Source organism: Streptomyces sp. NPDC104202, assembly GCF_055584185.1.
Genome location: NZ_JBVJMN010000040.1, coordinates 15290 through 32105 on the forward strand (window position 1 = coordinate 15290; position 16816 = coordinate 32105).

Annotated in this window: 16 protein-coding genes; 9 read left to right on the top strand and 7 right to left on the bottom strand. The window is 72.2% G+C overall.

Annotated elements, in window-relative coordinates; all coding sequences use genetic code 11:
• Positions 1 to 119: 119 nt before the first annotated feature.
• The 6 genes from ACZ60W_RS23970 (at position 120) to ACZ60W_RS23995 (ending at position 7123) form a co-directional block, all read left to right on the top strand.
• Entirely contained in the window at positions 120 to 1436 is a 1317-nt protein-coding gene (locus tag ACZ60W_RS23970; protein ID WP_469757403.1) for an ABC transporter substrate-binding protein, read from the top strand.
• Between the two features lie 14 nt (positions 1437 to 1450).
• The gene (locus tag ACZ60W_RS23975) at positions 1451 to 2446 is read left to right on the top strand and encodes a carbohydrate ABC transporter permease (protein ID WP_469757404.1); all 996 of its coding nucleotides are present in this window, start codon (positions 1451 to 1453) and stop codon (positions 2444 to 2446) included.
• Between the two features lie 55 nt (positions 2447 to 2501).
• Entirely contained in the window at positions 2502 to 3341 is an 840-nt protein-coding gene (locus ACZ60W_RS23980) for a carbohydrate ABC transporter permease (RefSeq protein WP_366301858.1), read from the top strand.
• Positions 3342 to 3379: 38 nt separating this feature from the next.
• Positions 3380 to 4735: a GH1 family beta-glucosidase gene (locus ACZ60W_RS23985; protein ID WP_469757405.1), complete on the top strand. Its 1356-nt coding sequence runs from the start codon at positions 3380 to 3382 to the stop codon at positions 4733 to 4735.
• A 155-nt stretch (positions 4736 to 4890) separates the two neighbouring features.
• The gene (locus ACZ60W_RS23990) at positions 4891 to 5901 is read left to right on the top strand and encodes a LacI family DNA-binding transcriptional regulator (RefSeq protein WP_469757406.1); all 1011 of its coding nucleotides are present in this window, start codon (positions 4891 to 4893) and stop codon (positions 5899 to 5901) included.
• Between the two features lie 190 nt (positions 5902 to 6091).
• Positions 6092 to 7123 (top strand): phosphotransferase family protein, encoded by a 1032-nt coding sequence (locus tag ACZ60W_RS23995; RefSeq protein WP_469757407.1) that lies wholly within the window; start codon positions 6092 to 6094, stop codon positions 7121 to 7123.
• Here the strand turns inward: ACZ60W_RS23995 and ACZ60W_RS24000 are convergent.
• Positions 7090 to 7701, bottom strand: a complete 612-nt coding sequence (locus tag ACZ60W_RS24000) for a GNAT family N-acetyltransferase (RefSeq protein ID WP_469757408.1) — start codon at positions 7699 to 7701, stop codon at positions 7090 to 7092. The genes ACZ60W_RS23995 and ACZ60W_RS24000 overlap by 34 nt on opposite strands.
• 50 nt (positions 7702 to 7751) lie before the next feature.
• Here ACZ60W_RS24000 and ACZ60W_RS24005 point away from each other — a divergent pair, with 50 nt between their 5' ends.
• Positions 7752 to 8153, top strand: coding sequence for a hypothetical protein (locus tag ACZ60W_RS24005; protein WP_469757409.1), 402 nt, complete (start codon positions 7752 to 7754; stop codon positions 8151 to 8153).
• Here the strand turns inward: ACZ60W_RS24005 and sigJ are convergent.
• Positions 8150 to 9139, bottom strand: a complete 990-nt coding sequence (gene sigJ, locus ACZ60W_RS24010) for an RNA polymerase sigma factor SigJ (RefSeq protein ID WP_469757410.1) — start codon at positions 9137 to 9139, stop codon at positions 8150 to 8152. The two genes, ACZ60W_RS24005 and sigJ, sit on opposite strands and share 4 nt — an antisense overlap.
• A 167-nt stretch (positions 9140 to 9306) precedes the next feature.
• Here sigJ and ACZ60W_RS24015 point away from each other — a divergent pair, with 167 nt between their 5' ends.
• Positions 9307 to 9708, top strand: a complete 402-nt coding sequence (locus ACZ60W_RS24015; RefSeq protein ID WP_469757411.1) for a hypothetical protein — start codon at positions 9307 to 9309, stop codon at positions 9706 to 9708.
• Positions 9709 to 9792: 84 nt separating this feature from the next.
• Here ACZ60W_RS24015 and ACZ60W_RS24020 read toward each other — a convergent pair whose 3' ends face one another.
• The 5 genes from ACZ60W_RS24020 to ACZ60W_RS24040 are packed head-to-tail and all read right to left on the bottom strand — an operon-like array spanning position 9793 to position 15873.
• A complete protein-coding gene (locus ACZ60W_RS24020) occupies positions 9793 to 11223 on the bottom strand; it encodes a cellulose binding domain-containing protein (RefSeq protein WP_469757412.1) in 1431 nt (476 codons plus the stop codon).
• Positions 11224 to 11270: 47 nt separating this feature from the next.
• Positions 11271 to 12755 (bottom strand): beta-N-acetylhexosaminidase, encoded by a 1485-nt coding sequence (locus ACZ60W_RS24025; RefSeq protein WP_469757413.1) that lies wholly within the window; start codon positions 12753 to 12755, stop codon positions 11271 to 11273.
• A gap of 9 nt (positions 12756 to 12764) precedes the next feature.
• A complete protein-coding gene (locus ACZ60W_RS24030) occupies positions 12765 to 13598 on the bottom strand; it encodes a carbohydrate ABC transporter permease (RefSeq protein ID WP_469757414.1) in 834 nt (277 codons plus the stop codon).
• A complete protein-coding gene (locus tag ACZ60W_RS24035) occupies positions 13595 to 14617 on the bottom strand; it encodes a carbohydrate ABC transporter permease (RefSeq protein ID WP_469757415.1) in 1023 nt (340 codons plus the stop codon). Before ACZ60W_RS24035 ends, ACZ60W_RS24030 begins: the two co-directional genes overlap by 4 nt.
• The gene (locus tag ACZ60W_RS24040; RefSeq protein ID WP_469757416.1) at positions 14614 to 15873 is read right to left on the bottom strand and encodes an extracellular solute-binding protein; all 1260 of its coding nucleotides are present in this window, start codon (positions 15871 to 15873) and stop codon (positions 14614 to 14616) included. The genes ACZ60W_RS24035 and ACZ60W_RS24040 overlap by 4 nt, the downstream gene beginning before the upstream one ends.
• A gap of 174 nt (positions 15874 to 16047) precedes the next feature.
• On the opposite strand from ACZ60W_RS24040, the gene ACZ60W_RS24045 reads away from it, so the two are divergent.
• A complete protein-coding gene (locus ACZ60W_RS24045) occupies positions 16048 to 16815 on the top strand; it encodes a GntR family transcriptional regulator (RefSeq protein WP_469757417.1) in 768 nt (255 codons plus the stop codon).
• Position 16816 lies beyond the last annotated feature (1 nt).

The window sequence follows — 16816 nt, forward strand, 5'->3', positions numbered from 1 at the left end:
TCGCTTGAGGTTTAACTCACATCCTAAATTAAGTCGGGAGAGGGCTTCGGAGGTTGAACGCGGGACGTCGCGCTCCCTCCTCCCCGACTTCCACGACCCCAAGAAAGGCCCCTGGGATCATGCGCAGAATCAGAGCCGCCGCCGTCGGTGCCGTCACCCTCTCCCTCGTCCTCTCGGCGGCTGCCTGCGGAGGCGGCTCCACGGACGGTGCCGGCTCCAACTCCCAGCCCAAGACCCTCACCTACTGGGCCTCCAACCAGGGCGCGAGCCTGGAGGTCGACAAGAAGGTCCTCCAGCCCGAGCTCGACAAGTTCGAGAAGAAGACCGGCATCAAGGTGAAGCTGGAGGTCGTCCCCTGGTCCGACCTCCTCAACCGCATCCTCACCGCCACCACCTCCGGGCAGGGCCCGGACATCCTCAACATCGGCAACACCTGGAGCGCCTCCCTCCAGGCCAGCGGCGCCCTGCTCCCCTGGGACGCGAAGAACTTCGAGAAGATCGGCGGCAAGGACCGCTTCGTCGACTCCGCCCTCGGCTCCACCGGCGTCCAGGGCCAGGACCCGGCGGCCGTGCCGCTGTACTCCATGGCGTACGCGCTCTACTACAACAAGAAGATGTTCAAGGACGCGGGCGTGGAGAAGCCCCCGGCCACCTGGGACGAGCTGATCGCCACCGGGCAGAAGATCACCAAGGCCGGCGGCTCCGGCATCGGCGTCGAGGGCTCCAACCTCTCGAACAACATCCACCAGGTCTTCGTCCTCGGCAAGCAGCACGGCGCCGACTTCTTCACCCCCGACGGCAAGGCCGACTTCACCTCCGACGGCGCCGTCGCCGCCGTCAAGCAGTACGTCGACCTCATGGCCACCGCCAAGATCGTCGCCCCCGGCAACGCCGAGTACGCCCAGAACCAGTCCCTGAGCGACTTCGCCAAGAACAAGACCGCCATGGTCCTCTGGCAGACCGCCTCCGCCACCTTCAAGGCCCAGGGCATGGCCGACGACGAGTGGGGCGTCGCCCCCGCGCCCGTCGCCTCCGGCGCCCCGGGCCAGGGCAAGGCCACCAACTCCATGGTCGCCGGCATCAACATGGCCGTCTTCAAGAACACCAAGAACCTCGACGGCGCCCTCAAGTTCGTCGACTTCATGACCGGCGACGAGGAGCAGAAGATCCTCAACACGGCCTACGGCTCCATCCCGCCGGTCAAGACCGCCCAGCAGGACCCGGCCTTCAACGGCCCCGCCCTCTCCGTCCTGCGCGACACGCTCGCCACCAGCGCCGCCGCGCTCCCGCAGGTCCCCGAGGAGTCGCAGTTCGAGACCGTCGTCGGCACCGCGGTCAAGGAGCTCTTCGCCGACGCCGCCGCCGGCCGGGCCGTCACCACCGAGTCCGTCCGGGCCAAGCTCGAAAAGGCCCAGCAGCAGATGCCCAAGAAGTGAGTCCGGACACCACCATGACCACCACCGCCATCGAGAAGACCGGCGGACGGAGCGAACAGCGGAACACCCCCGGGACGGCGCCGCGCAGGCGCCGCCCCGGGCGGCTCCGGGCCCTCGGCCTCCCGTACATGCTGCTCCTTCCGGCCCTGCTCCTGGAGCTCCTGGTCCACCTCATCCCGATGTTCATCGGCATCGTGATGAGCTTCCGGGAACTCACCCAGTTCTTCATCCGCGACTGGACCAGCGCTCCCTGGGCCGGTCTGGACAACTACACCGTCTCCGTCGACTTCGACGCCCCCGTCGGCGAGGCCCTGCTCGGCTCGTTCCTCACCACCTGCCTCTTCACGCTCTGTTCGGTCGGCCTGTGCTGGCTGCTCGGCACCGCGGCGGCGATCTTCATGCAGGAGACGTTCCGGGGCCGGGGCTTCCTGCGGGCGCTCTTCCTCGTCCCGTACGCCCTGCCGGTCTACGCGGCCGTCATCACCTGGGCGTTCATGTTCCAGCGGGACAACGGCCTCGTGAACCACGTCCTCCACGACCAGCTCGGCATCGGCGACAGCCCCGCCTTCTGGCTCATCGGGGACAACGCCTTCTACACCCTGCTCGTCGTCTCCGTCTGGAAGGGCTGGCCCTTCGCCTTCCTGATCATGATGGCGGGGCTCCAGAACATCCCCAAGGAGATCTACGAGGCCGCCGCCCTCGACGGCGCGGGCGTCTGGCAGCAGATCCGCCGCATCACGCTCCCGTCGCTGCGACCGGTCAACCAGGTGCTGGTCCTCGTCCTCTTCCTCTGGACGTTCAACGACTTCAACACCCCGTTCGTCCTGTTCGGCAAGGCGGCCCCCGAATCCGCCGACCTGATCTCCCTGCACATCTACCAGTCCTCGTTCCAGACCTGGAACTTCGGCACCGGCTCCGCGATGTCGGTGCTCCTCCTGCTCTTCCTCCTGGTCGTCACGGGCGTCTACCTGCTCCTCACCACCCGGGGAAGGAAGGCCACCGATGTCTAGCCGCACCGCGCCCCCGCGCACCCCGACGGCCCGCCGCGGCCGGCCCCGCTCGCCCATGGCGGCCCCCCGCTCCTTCCTCTGGAGCCGCCGGATCTTCCTCACCCTCCTCACCGGCTTCGTCCTGCTGCCGGTGTACGTGATGGTCTCCAGCTCCCTCAAGCCGCTGGAGGACGTGTCCGGGAAGTTCCAGTGGATCCCCTCCGGACTCACCCTCCGGCCGTACTTCGACATCTGGGAGACCGTCCCGCTCGCGGACTACTTCGTGAACTCGCTGGTGGTCGCCGGGGCCGCGACGGTCTGCTCCGTCACCATCGCGGTCTTCGCCGCCTACGCGGTCAGCCGGTACAACTTCCGCGGCAAGCGCGTCTTCACGGTCACCGTGCTGTCCACGCAGATGTTCCCCGGCATCCTCTTCCTGCTGCCGCTGTTCCTCATCTACGTCAACATCGGCAACGCCACCGGCATCGCCCTGTTCGGCTCGCGCGGCGGTCTGATCCTCACGTATCTGACCTTCTCGCTGCCGTTCTCCGTGTGGATGCTCATCGGCTACTTCGACGCGGTCCCGCGCGACCTCGACGAAGCCGCCAAGGTCGACGGCTGCGGACCCCTCGGAGCCCTCTTCCGGGTCATCGTCCCCGCCGCCATCCCCGGCATCGTCGCCGTCGCCGTCTACGCCTTCATGACGGCCTGGGGCGAGGTCCTCTTCGCCTCCGTCATGACCAACGACACCACCCGCACCCTCGCCGTCGGACTCCAGGGCTACGCCACCCAGAACGACGTCTACTGGAACCAGGTGATGGCCGCCTCCCTCGTGGTGAGCGTCCCCGTCGTCGCCGGCTTCCTCCTCCTCCAGCGCTACCTCGTCACCGGCCTCACCGCCGGCGCGGTCAAGTGACGCGCTCCACCGGCGCCACCGCCCCCGAAAGGACTCCTGTGTCTGAACCGCTCGACCTCGCCGCCTTCCCGTCCTCCTTCACCTGGGGCACGGCCACCTCCGCGTACCAGATCGAGGGCGCCGTCGCCGAGGACGGCCGCGGCCCCTCCATCTGGGACACCTTCTCCCGCGTCCCCGGAGCCATCGACAACGGCGACCACGGCGACGTCGCCTGCGACCACTACCACCGCTGGCCCGAGGACATCGCCCTGATGAAGGAGCTCGGGACCGACGCCTACCGGCTGTCCGTCGCCTGGCCCCGCATCGTCCCCGGCGGCGACGGACCGGTCAACGCGGCCGGACTCGACTTCTACGACCGCCTCGTCGACGGCCTCCTCGACGCCGGCATCGCGCCGTCCGTCACCCTCTACCACTGGGACCTGCCGCAGGCCCTCCAGGACCGCGGCGGCTGGACCGTCCGCGAGACCGCCGAACACCTCGCCTCCTACGCCGCCGTCGTCGCCGAGCGCCTCGGCGACCGCGTCACCCAGTGGGCCACCCTCAACGAGCCCCTCTGCTCCGGCTGGATCGGCCACCTGGAAGGCCGCATGGCCCCGGGCCTCACCGACCTGACCGCCGCCGTCCGCGCCTCCTACCACCTCCTGCTCGCGCACGGCCTCGCCACCCAGGCCGTCCGCGCCGCCGCCCCCGGCGCGCAGATCGGCCTGGTCACCAACCACTCCACCATCGTCCCCGCCTCCACCCGACCCGAGGACATCGCCGCCGCGACCCGGATGGACGGCCACACCAACCGCTGGTGGCTCGACCCGGTGTACGGCCGCGGCTTCCCGGCCGACATGCGCGAGCTGTACGGGGTCGAACTCCCCGAGCGGCCCGGCGACCTGGAGACCATCGCCTCGCCCCTCGACTGGCACGGCCTCAACTACTACTTCCCCGCCACCGTCGCCGACGACCCCGCCGGCCCGGTCCCGTACGCCACCGAGGTCCGGCTCCCCGACGTGCCGCGCACCGGCATGGACTGGCAGATCGACGCGGGCGGCCTGGAGGCCCTCCTGCTGCGGCTCACCGAGGACTACGGCGTCCGCAAGCTGTACGTCACGGAGAACGGCTCGGCCTTCCCCGACACCGTCGGCCCCGACGGCCAGGTCCACGACCCGGACCGCACCCGGTACCTGGAGCAGCACATCGCCGCCTGCGCCGCCGCCGTGCGCAAGGGAGCCCCGCTCGCCGGCTACTACGCCTGGTCCCTGCTCGACAACTTCGAGTGGGCCTACGGCTACGACAAGCGCTTCGGCCTCGTGCACGTCGACTACGCGACGCAGCGGCGCACCGTGAAGTCGAGCGGCCGCCGTTACGCCGACATCGTCCGCGCCCACCGGGAGGCGACGGCCTAGGCCGCCGCCTCGGAAGGGACGGCCGAGCCGTCCGGTCACCGGAGAGCCGCCCCTCGCGCCTCGCAGGGGGCGGCCCCGGACCGTCCGCCCCGCGGTCGGAAAAGGGGCCCGCAGGCCCGCAACCGGCTTGCGCCCCTTGCGCTAGCCTTGCGGCCATGACGCGACGACTTGCTCAGGTGGCGAAGAAGGTGGGGGTCAGCGAGGCGACGGTCAGCCGTGTCCTCAATGGCAAGCCCGGAGTGTCCGAAGCGACCCGGCAGTCCGTGCTCACCGCCCTCGACGTCCTCGGGTACGAGCGCCCCACCCAGCTGCGGGGCGAGCGCGCCCGGCTCGTCGGCCTCGTCCTGCCGGAGCTCCAGAACCCGATCTTCCCCGCGTTCGCCGAGGTCATCGGCGGTGCGCTCGCCCAACAGGGGCTCACCCCCGTGCTGTGCACGCAGACCAAGGGCGGCGTCTCCGAGGCCGACTACGTGGACCTCCTCCTCCAGCAGCAGGTCTCCGGGGTGGTCTTCGCCGGCGGGCTCTTCGCCCAGGCCGCCGCGCCGCACGACCACTACCACCAGCTGGCCGAGCGGAACATCCCGGTCGTCCTGATCAACGCGGCGATCGAGGGGCTCGACTTCCCCTGCGTCTCCTGCGACGACGCCGTCGCCGTCGAGCAGGCGTGGCGGCACCTCGCCTCCCTCGGCCACGAGCGGATCGGCCTGGTCCTCGGGCCGGCCGACCACGTCCCCTCCCGCCGCAAGCTCGAAGCGGCCCGCGCGGTCGCCGCGGGCGCCGGAAGGGACCTGGCCGACGCGTTCGTCGAGCGCTCGATCTTCTCCCTCGAAGGGGGCCAGGCCGCCACCGGCCGGCTCCTCGACCGGGGGGTCACCGGCATCGTCTGCGCCAGCGACCCCCTCGCCCTGGGGGCCATCCGGGCCGCGCGCCGGCGGGGCCTCTCGGTCCCGACGGACGTCTCGGTCGTCGGCTTCGACGACTCGGCCTTCATGAACTGCACCGAACCGCCGCTGTCCACGGTCCGCCAGCCCATCGAAGCCATGGGCCGGGCCGTCGTCGAACTGCTCTGCGCCCAGATCCAGGGCACCCAGACCCACCCCGGCGAGCTGCTCTTCGAGCCCGAGCTCGTCGTCCGGGGCTCGACCGCGCCGCCGCCCGCCGGCTGAGCCGGGTGCCGGCGGAGGGGCCGCCGAGAGAAAGACGCCGACTGAGCGGCGTAAATGTGCGACGGATCGACTCAAAAGCAAAGCGTCGAGTCGCACGTGGCGGGCGCAGCCGGCCGGGGCCCGACACGGGCGCCGCTCCGGGTGGACTCGTCCGGCCCCCCTCCACCGCCTTCCCCTTCAGGAGCGCTCCATGACCGCCACCGACGCCGCCGCGCCCACGCCGGGCCCCGATCCCGCGCCCGATTCCGCGGCCGCGCGCGTCCGCCGCGCCCTCGGCCCCGTCACCGTCCTGCGGGACACCGCCCTCAGCGGGGGCCTGTACAACTCCGCCCGCCTGCTGGAACTCGCCGACGGACGGCGGCTGATCCTCAAGACGGCGCCACCGGCGACCGCACCGGCCCTCACCCACGAACAGGGCCTGCTCGGCACCGAGGCGCTCTTCCACCGCCTGGCCGCCGACGCGGGGGTCCGCGTCCCCGCCGTCGTGCACCACGAGCCGGCGGGCCCCGGAACGCCCGCCGAGTGGCTGCTGCTCTCCTACCTCGACGGAACCACCTGGGAGGCGTCCCGCGAGACCCTCGCCCCCGCCGACCGTGCCGCCCTGCGCCACGGCGTGGGGGAGAGCCTGGCCCGCGTCGCCACGGTCACCGGACCGGAGTTCGGCTACCCCCGGCCCGCCCTGGGCCTCACCGGCCCCGACTGGCCCTCCGCGTTCACCGCCATGCTCCACGCCGTCCTCGCCGACGCGGCCCGCTTCGCCGTCCCGCTGCCCGCCCCGGCGGCGCTCCTCGCCGGCCTCCCCGAGCGGTTCGCCCGCCAGCTCGCCCTGGTGCGCAGGCCCGCGCTCGTCCACTTCGACGCCTGGGAGGGGAACGTCGTCCTCACCCGCGCCGCCGGCGACACCTGGCTGCCGGTCGGACTCATCGACGGGGAGCGCGCCTTCTTCGGCGACCCCCTGGCCGAACTCGTCGGTCTCGACCCGCTCGGCGCGGCCGAGGACGACCCCGACCTGATGGCCGGCTACCGTTCGGTGGCCCCCGTCCCGGCCCTCGACGGCACCGCCCGCGTCCGCCTGGCCCTCTACCGGATCTACCTCGCCCTGATCATGCGCGTGGAGTCCGCCCCCCGTGCCTACGCGGGGGACTTCGCCGCCTGGCTGACCACCTGGTCCTCGGAACGCGTCACCGCTCAGCTCGCCGTCCTCGACGCGCCGGACGCGTGAGGACGGGAACCGCGGAGGTCCAGCAGGCAGAGGACCTTGTCGTAGCGGCGGGCCCCGACGGCCACGAAGTCCGGCAGCCGGCCGTACTCCGAGAAGCCCAGCGACCGGTAGAGCCCGAGCGCGCCCGTGTTGTCGCCCCGCGCGTCCAGGGTGAGGACCTCGATGCCGGCCCGCCGCGCGTCGGAGATCAGGGCGACGGTGAGGGCCCGGCCGACCCCGTGTCCCTGGGCGGCGGCGTCCACCGCGAGCTTCTCCAGATCGGCGTGCGGGCGGTGCGTCGGCCGCGCGTGACGGAGCCAGTAGCCGAAGCCGGCCAGACGGCCGTCCGCGTACGCGGCGCGCAGGGCCCCGTCGCCGGCCCGTACCGCGGCGACGACGTCGTCGACGAGCGCCGCCACCTCACCGGCCGTCGGCGGGTCGATCCAGCCGAGCGCGGCACCGCCGCGGACCAGCTCCGCCAGGATGCGGTGGGCCGCCGCGGCGAACCCCGGCCCGAGCACCGGGTCGGCCAGGAGCTCCTCCGCGTCGAGGACGCGGGGCGCGCGCGGGGCCGTGCCGTCGGTCTTGGCTGTCTCCATGCCGGGCAGCGTATCCACCACCCGCCCGCATACCGAGAGGACCCATGAGGATGACCGACGAGCACGGCACGGTCGTGGAGTACGTACGGTTCCAGTCGCCCCACCGCAACGGCCGGGGCCACTTCACCGGCGTCTTCGGCCTGGTCAACAACCTCGCCCGGCAGGGACGCCTCACCGAGGAGCAGGAGTCCTTCCGGCGCGCCCACAACCGCTGGTACGACGCCGCCTACCCCGACCCGTCCACCGTCGACCCCACCGTCTACGACGACGCCGTCAACCCCGGTGCCACGGCCTGGTTCAAGCCCACGGCCACCCACCTCATCGACCGGGTCCCCGGCTACCTCGCCCTCCTCGCCGCCCACGGCGTAGACTGCCGGATGATCCGGTCCGCCGACCCCGGCCGGATCGTCTACGAGGACGAGGTCCAGATCGTCGTCGTCCCCCATCCTTAGGGCCTGTCGTCACCGCCCGCACGCTCGTCGTCGGCGGGGCCGGCCTCGTTCCACGGGCGCAGCTTCTCCGGGTTCCGGACCGCCCAGATGCGGCTGACCCGGCCGTCGGACAGGCCGAAGGCGGCGACGGTCACCGTCGTGCCCGCGTGCTGCGCCACCAGCCCCGGACGGCCGTTGACCGACCGTTCCAGGAGGACGAGCCCGGGCGCCTTGTCGGCGATGTGGATCAGGTACTGGGCGATGCGTGCAGCGCCCTCGACCGGACGCAGCACCGTTCCGACGAAGCCCCCGCCGTCCGCGGTCATCGTCGCGTCGGGATCGAGGAGACCCACGAGGGCCTCGATGTCCCGGGCCTCCCACGCCTCCTTGAAGCTCCGCACCACACCGGCCCGGCCCGCCGCCGCCGGAGCCGCCGGCGCCCCCTCGTCGGGGATCCGCCGGCGGGCCGAGGACGCCAGTTGCCGACAGGCCGCCGGCGAGCGCCCGACGATCTCGGCGATCTCGGCGAAGGGGTAGCGGAACACGTCGTGCAGGACGAACGCCACGCGCTCGGCCGGCGTCATGGACTCCAGCACCACGAGGAAGGCCATGTTCACCGACTCGTCGAGGGTGACGCGGTCGGCCGGGTCCACCGGCTCCGCGCCCCCGCCGCCCGTCCGCCCGCGGGACCACTCGGCGCGGTCCGGCAGCGGCTCCGGTATCCAGGCGCCCACGTACCGTTCGCGCCGCGCCCGCGCGGAGCCGAGCACGTCCAGGCAGACGCGCCCGGCGACCGTCGTCAGCCAGGCTCCCGGCGACGCGACGGCCTCCTGCTGACGCCGTGACAGGGCGTACCAGCGGGTGTACGTCTCCTGCACCGCGTCCTCGGCCTCGGACAGCGAACCCAGCAGCCGGTAGGCGAGGTCGGTCAGCCGGCGCCGCTCGCCGACGATCACGCTCAGCTGCCGGCCGTACGGGCCGGTCGCCGCCTCGGATGGGGTGTTCATGGTCGCTGCCGCTCCCTCGTCGTCCGGTTCCGTCCCGTACTCGACCCCGCGAGGACCGTCACCGCCCATCGGGCCGGAGCACGACCTCACATTCCGCGGTGCTGCTTCGTCGAATGATCGAGACAGTACCGAGCCACCGCCCACCGGGCAGAAGAGGGGACCGCACCATGGCCACCGACACGATGCCGGCACCGAGCAGCCGCACGTTCCTCCAGGTCTCGATCGCCCTGCAGACCGTCACCCTGTTCTTCCAGGCGGCCACCGCGGGGCTGCTCCTGACCTCCTCCCACGGGGAGTTGCTGCACGGCGTCGGCGCCCGGGTGATGTACGGCGCGACGATGCTGTACGTCCTGGCCGCGATCCTCGCCTGGCGCCCGGGCGGCGGATCGCCCCGCCCCATCCTCTACTCGTCCGGCTTCCTGGTCCTCGCCTCGGTCCAGGTGGTCCTGGGCGTCGCCCGCCGGCCCGAGCTCCATGTCCCGCTGGGCGTCCTGATGTTCGCCCTCAGCCTCCTGGCCCTCGCCCACGTACTGGCGCCCCGCTTCTCCGGCCGTGCACCCCGCGGCTGACCCCTGCCCGGGCCGTGACGCCGCGGGGCCCGCCCCCTCGGAGGAGGGGGCGGGCCGGGTGCGGGGCGGCCGGGGCCGGTGGTGCTAGGACGCCGAGGGGACGGTGTCCTCGAAGGTGGTCCCGGCGGACCGGTAGGCGCCGACCTTGGCGGCGACCTGTGCGGGGGTGAGGACCTGGTCCTTGACGTGCAGGACGTAGTCGACCTTCTGGTCGTAGGACCGGGGGGTGGTGGAGGTCTGGCCGGCGAGGTCGATCAGCCACTGGTTGAAGTTGATGGACATCGGGCGCTCGGGCAGGTAGCGGGCGTCGTGCCGGCCGAACTCCTGGCCGTCGACGTAGTAGACGATCGTGTTGTCGTCGATGGTGAGGACGAGGTCGTGCCAGCCGGCGTAGCTGGTGCGCGACTCGGAGTGCTGGTTGACGGCCTCCCAGGGGTCGGGCCGGTAGGTCTCCCAGGAGGTGGTGTAGAGGATGTTGGCCGGCTCGCCCCAGCCGCCGTTGGGCAGGTACTCGAAGTCGTACTCGGCGTAGTCGTCGGCCATGGGGGCCTTGAGGTCGTTGATGGTGAAGAACGTCTGGACGAGGCGGTCGCCGTCCGGGCCGGAGACCGGGGCGTCGGAGAAGCGCACCCGGGCCGCGTAGGTGCCGTTCCTGAACTTGCTGGCCCGCGTGAGGATCTCGGTGTGCCGGGTGGACTCGCCGGTCCCCGCGGTGGAGGTCCGCAGGTTCATGATCGAGTTCGTGCCCTCCTTGGCGAAGGTCACGTTCTCGGGGGCCCAGGTGGCGCCGGGCACGCCCGGGCCGCCGGCGTTGGAGCGGACGCTCCAGCCGTGGGTGTCGATCGCCGGGTCGGTGTGCCCGGTGTAGTCGAAGTCGTCGAAGAGGGCGGCCCCGGTGGGCGGCGGGGTGGTCGGACCGGTCGGCGTGGGGGTCGGCGTCGGGTCGTTGCCCGCCGGCGCGGTGCCCCAGACGGGGACGCCGGCGACGGTCGCGGTGACCTTGGACCAGTTGGCGTACGCCGTCTGGGCCGGGCCGAAGGAGTAGTCGTCGTTCTGGTTGAGCTGCTGCCAGTTGGAGCGGTGGAACCGCAGCTGCATGTCGCCGGTGTCCGCGCCGGGGGCGAGGGAGCCGGCGCCGGCGGTGAAGCCGACCTCCAGGTAGCGGTCGGCGGTCGCGGTCGGGTTCGCGAGCGTGCCGAAGGTGCCGGTCAGGTTGGCGCAGCCCTTGACCGCCCACGAGCAGGCGTAGGTGTAGGACGCGCCGGCGTCGGCCTTGAAGTAGTAGCGGACCTTCACCTGGCTGAGCGGGATGCTCGACGTGCCGGTGTTGACCACCTTCAGCCAGGGCTCGACCTGGTCGCCGCCGGTGGAGCTCTGCCGGTACTGGACGGCGACGGACTCACCGGCCGCGGCGGCGGGAAGGGCGGTGAGCGCGGTGGCGCCGAGCCCGGTCACTGCGGCGACGACGAGTGCGGCACGGATCCGCGTCGTCCTGTTCCTCGACGGGTGGCTCATGGGGGATTCCTCTCCTGGGGTGGGATGGAGCGGGGGTACGGGGGCGGTCACAGAGCCGCGGGGGACAGCCGGCGCGGCACCCCGAGGGCGTCGAGCCGGGTCCGGTGGTGGCGCAGGCGCTCCTGGAAGCCCGGCCAGTCGTGGCGGCCGGTCCAGACGACCTCGGCGAGCGCGCAGAGCCGGGGGAAGGTGAGGTACTCGGCGTGGGCCGCGGTGGGCACGTACTCCGTCCACAGCTGGACCTGGGAGCCGAGCACCCGGGCGGCCTCCTCCGGGCTCCAGTCCGCCGGCGCCGGGTCGTTGCCGTGGACGGCGCGCAGGTCGACGACCTCACCGGCCTGGCCGGGCGGTTCGGCGGGGCTGGCGGTCTGCGGGTAGTCGAGGTAGGTGGTGCGGTGGGGCGCCATGACGACCTCGTGGCCGCGCCGGACGGCGGTGCGCCCGTGGTCGGCGTCGCGCCAGGGCATGACGGTGAAGTACGACGGGAGGTCGGCGCCGTTCTCGGTCCAGCTCAGCGGCCGCCGGCCGGCGTCGATGAGGTGCCGGCCGACCCGCTCCATGAACCAGCCGTGGAGGGCGTCGGGACCGGGCAGTCCCTCCTCGGCGGCCCTGCGGAGGGCGGCCGGGGAGGTGTGCCACTCGGTGGTGGGGCACTCCTCGCCGCCGATGTGGACGTACGGGGACGGGAAGACGTCCATCACCTCGTCCAGGACCGTGCGGCAGAAGGCGAGGGCCTCGTCGTGGACACCGAGGATGGTGTCGCAGACGCCCCACCGGTCCCACACGTCGTAGGTGCGGCCGGGGTGGTTGCCGAGTTCGGGGTACGCGGCGAGGGCGGCCCGGACGTGACCGGGCATCTCGATCTCGGGCACCACGGTGACGCCGCGCTCCGCCGCGTAGGCGACGAGGCCGGTGAGTTCGGCCCGGGTGTACGCGCCGCCGTGCGGGTGGCCGCCGACCTCGGTGAGACGGGGGAGGGCGGCGACCGGCATCCGCCAGCCCTGGTCGTCGGTGAGGTGGAGGTGGAGGACGTTGAGCTTGTGGAGGGCGAGGAGGTCGACGTACCGCCGGAGGTAGGAGACGGGGCGGAAGCGACGGGCGACGTCGAGCATGGAGCCGCGCCAGGGGAAGCGCGGGATGTCGGTGATCTGCGCACAGGGCACCGACCAGGCCACGCCGGGGACCGGCTCCGGATGGAGGGCCTCGACGGGCAGGAGCTGGCGGAGGGTCTGGATCCCGGCGAGGAGGCCCTGCGGGCGGGCGGCCCGCAGCAGGATTCCCTCGGTGCCCACGGTCAGCCCGTACCCCTCGTCGCCGAGGCCGGTGAGGGCGCGGTCGAGGGCGAGGACGACGGAGCCGTCGGAGCGGGCGGGCAGGGGCAGGCCGGTGGCCGGCCCGAGCAGGGTGCGCAGCAGGTCGGCGGCGGCGTCCGCGCCGGGGGAGACCTTGAGGGTGGTCGTGGCGTCGAAGGTGAACCGGCCGGGGAGGACGGAGAGGTGGGTGGGCTCGGGGACGAGGCGGGGCAGCGGCATCGCGGTGCGTTATCCCTTCACGGCTCCGCCGGTCATTCCGGCGGCGACCCGGCCCTGCAGGACCAGGAAGAGGACGAGGACGGGCAGGGCGAAGAGCGTGGAGGCGGCCATGGTGGCGCCCCAGTCGGTGCCGAAGACGTTGGAGAACGAGGAGAGCCAGACCGGCAGCGTGCGGTCGTCCTGGTTCTTGATGATCAGCATGTTGGCGAAGGCGAACTCGTTCCAGGCGGTGATGAAGCCGAAGAGCGAGGTGGCGAGGAGGCCCGGGGCGAGCAGCGGCAGGGTGACGCGCCGGAAGGCCCCGGCCCGGGTGCAGCCGTCGACCTGCGCGGCCTCCTCCAGCTCCGCCGGCACGCCCGCGAGGAACGAGCGGAGCGTGACGATCGTGAAGGGCAGGGTGATCATGAAGTAGATCAGGCTGAGCGTCGCCAGCCGGTCGAGCAGGTCGGCGTCCCGGGCGATGACGTACATCGGGATCAGCAGCGCCTCCCAGGGCGCCATCTGGGCGAGGAACACCATGAGGAGGAAGCCGCGGCGGCCGCGCCAGCGCAGCCGGGCCACGGCGAAGGCGGCGGCGAGGGCGACGACGAGGGCGAGGAGGACGCAGCCGGCGGTCACGAGCAGGCTGTTGGTCCAGAACGTCCAGAAGCCGTCGGCCGCGACGGCGTGCCGGAAGTGGTCGAGGGTCACGGAGGTGGGCAGGAAGCGCGGGGTCTCGGACTGGATGTCGCGGGTCGGCCGGAACGCCGTCAGGACCATCCAGTACACCGGGAAGACGGCGACGGCGAAGACGAGGGCCGCCGCGGTGTTCAGCGGGAGCCGGCGCAGGGCGCGCGGTGTCACCGGTCGGCCTCCTGTCGGAGCAGCTGGCGGAAGTAGGCGATGAGCACGGCCATGAGGATGAGGACGGTGAGGGTGGAGACGGCCGCCCCGAGGTCGTAGCGGTGGAGGGACTGCGCGACCCGGTAGGCGTAGACGGGCAGGGTGGTCGTCGCCTCTCCCGGGCCGCCCTTGGTGACGGCCCAGATCTGCGCGAAGCAGCGGAAGACCCAGATGACTTCGAGGCAGAGGACGAGGCCGAAGACCGGACGCAGCAGCGGCAGGGTGATCGACCGAAAGATCCGGCGGCCGTCGGCGCCGTCGAGCCGGGCGGACTCGTACAGCTCCGCGGGGACGGTCAGCAGCGCCGAGTGGAGGGTGATCGCGGCGAACGGCACCGACTGCCAGACGACCAGCAGGACCAGGACCGTGAACGCGGCGGGGCCGTCGGCGAGCCAGGAGTAGCCCTCGAAGGAGGTGAACCCCAGGTGGACCAGCACCCAGTTGACCACGCCGAGCCGGGAGGCGAAGAGCCACTGGAAGACGGTCGTGGTGGCGATCACGGGGCTCGCCCACGCGAGGACGAGCCCGCTCGTCACCAGGATCCGCATCCGCCGGCCGAGGCGCTGCATCATCAGGGCGACCAGCGTACCGATCACCATGATCAGTGTGACGTTGACCAGGGTCCACCAGAAGGTGCGGCGGACGACCTCCCAGAACTCGGGGTCGGCCAGCACCGTCCGGTAGTTCCGCAGCCCCACGAAACCGGCGCCGCCGCGGATGAGTTCGCCCATGCCGAACTGCTGGAAGGAGATCAGCAGGTTCCGGACGAGGGGGTAGCCGAGGAGGAGCGCGCCGCCGAGGACGGTGGGGGCGACCAGGAGATAGGGGCGGAGCGACCCGGCGGGGCGTCTCGGGCGCCGGGGGCGGGACGCCCCGGTCGAGGGGCTCCCTCCCGCCGGCCCGGTCCCCCGTTCCGCGGGCCGGTCGGGGGCTTCCGCGGGCCGGGGGAGCCTCCTCGCGAGCCGTGGGGCCTGCCTCACGAGCCGAGGGTCCGGGTGATGCTCGCGGAGGCGGTCGCCGCGGCCCGGGCGGGGTCGGTGCCGGTGAGCACGGCGGTCATGTACTGCTTGATCGGGTTGGTGGCCTCGACGGCCGCCCACTGGGGGGAGTTCGGCGTCGCCCGGCCGCGTGCGGCGCCGGCGGCCATGGCGGCGGTGCCCTCGTCGTCCTGGATGACGCGCGCGAGGGAGGTGCGGTTGGGGACGTAGCTCATGGTCTTCGCCATGTCGGTCTGCCACTTCTCCCCGGCCAGCGCCTTGACGACCTGGTAGGCGGCGGCGGGGTGGGTGGACGCCTCGGGGACGATGAGGTCGGAGCCGCCGGTGAAGACCGCGCCGGGCCGCTCGGCGGTCCGCCCGGGCACGGGGAAGAAGCCGAGCTTGCCCTTGAGGGCGGGGTTGATCTCCTCGACGATCTTCGCTCCCCCGGGCACGGCGATGATCTGGGCGACGTCGCCCTTGGCGAGGACCTCGGCCTGCGGGGGCTTGGCCTCGTCGGAGTCCTTGGGGCCCTTGCCGAGCGCCTGGAGCCGGCGGTAGAAGTCCATGCCCGACAGTGCCTGCGGGGTGTCGAGCGCGCCCTTCCAGGCCGAACCGTCCTGGACGGCGAGGTCGCCGCCCGCCTCCCAGACGAAGCCGGAGAGGGTGTACCAGTTCTGGCCGGGCAGGTAGATGCCCTGTGTGGCACCCTTGTTGAGCTTCGCGGTGACGGCCAGCCACTCGTCCTGCGTCTTCGGGGGCGCCGTGACGCCGGCCCGGGCGAAGAGGTCCTTGTGGTAGATGACGACGCGGTTGGCCGCGTACCACGGGATGCCGTACTGCTTGCCGTCGACCTTGCCGGGTTCGGCGAGACCGGGCAGCCAGTCCGCGCCGTTCAGCTCGGCCGTGCGGTCGGTGAGGTCGCGGACGCCGCCGCTCGCGGCGTACTGCGCGACCTGGGTGTTGCCGACCTCGATGACGTCCGGGGCGTCCTTGCTGGCGAGGGCGGCCGTGACCTTCTCGCCGATGCCGTCCCACTCCTGGATCTGGATGTCGAGGTCGATGTCCTTGTGCTCGGCCTCGAAGCCGGTGCGGAAGCGGGTGAGGAAGGCGTCGGTGACGCTGTCCTTCATGATCCAGACGGTGACCTTCTCCGGTCCGCCGGAGGCCGACGGATCGTCCGTGCCGCCACAGGCGGTGGCGGTGAGGGCGACGGCCGCCGCGAGGGCGACGGAGCCGGCGAGGGGTCTTCTCTTCACGGGCACCTCGAAAGGTAGTTGACCAATTGGTCAAGTGGTCAGGTGTGTGACCAGAAGGTGGCATGGACCGAGGGAGCCGTCAATCCCCAGAAAAACATGTGCTGTTCATCGGGTCACTGGCCAACTGGTCCGGTTACTATCGCTCTTACCAGTTGACCAGTCAGGGAGAGTGGCATGAAGGACGGCTCCGCCGGCGGAGTGCTGAAACGGGAGCGGGTACGGGAACACCTGCTGGGCCTCGTCGAGGGGCTCGGACCGGGCGACGCCATCCCCTCCGAGCGCACCCTCTGTGCCTCGCTCGGCGTCTCGCGCCCCACGCTCCGGGCGGCGGTCGACGAACTCGTCGCCACCGGCCTGCTGGTGCGGGAACACGGCCGCGGCATGTTCGTCGCCCCCGCCAAGATCACCCAGCGGCTCGCCCCGGACGACTCGGCCTTCGCCGTCCCCCGCGCCTCCGGCGACTGGTCCAGCACCGTCCTGGAGTCCGCCACCATCCGCGCCGGCGCCCGCATCGGCCGCAGGCTGCGCCTCTCACCCGCCGCGGAGCTGCTCTACGTCGCCCGCCTGCGCCTCGTCGACGGCGCGCCCATGGCCATCGAGCACCTGCACATCCCCGCCGACCTGGTGGGCGCGGCACTCAGCCCGGAGGAACTGGAGGCGGGCGACCTCTACGACCACCTGCGCGAGCACCACCGGGTCCACGTCCAGGAGGCCACCCAGTCGATCGAACCCACCGTCGTCAGCGAGGCCGAGGCCGCCCTCCTCGACGTCCCGGTCCTCTCGCCCGCGCTCCTGATCGAACGCCTCACCCTCGACACCGCCGGCCGCCCCGTGGAGTACGTCCACTCGGTCTACCGCGGCGACCGCTACCGCATCGTCTCCCGTCTCGACTTCACCCGCGACGGCCTCGTGACCTCGTCGACCGAAGGGGATGCATACTGAC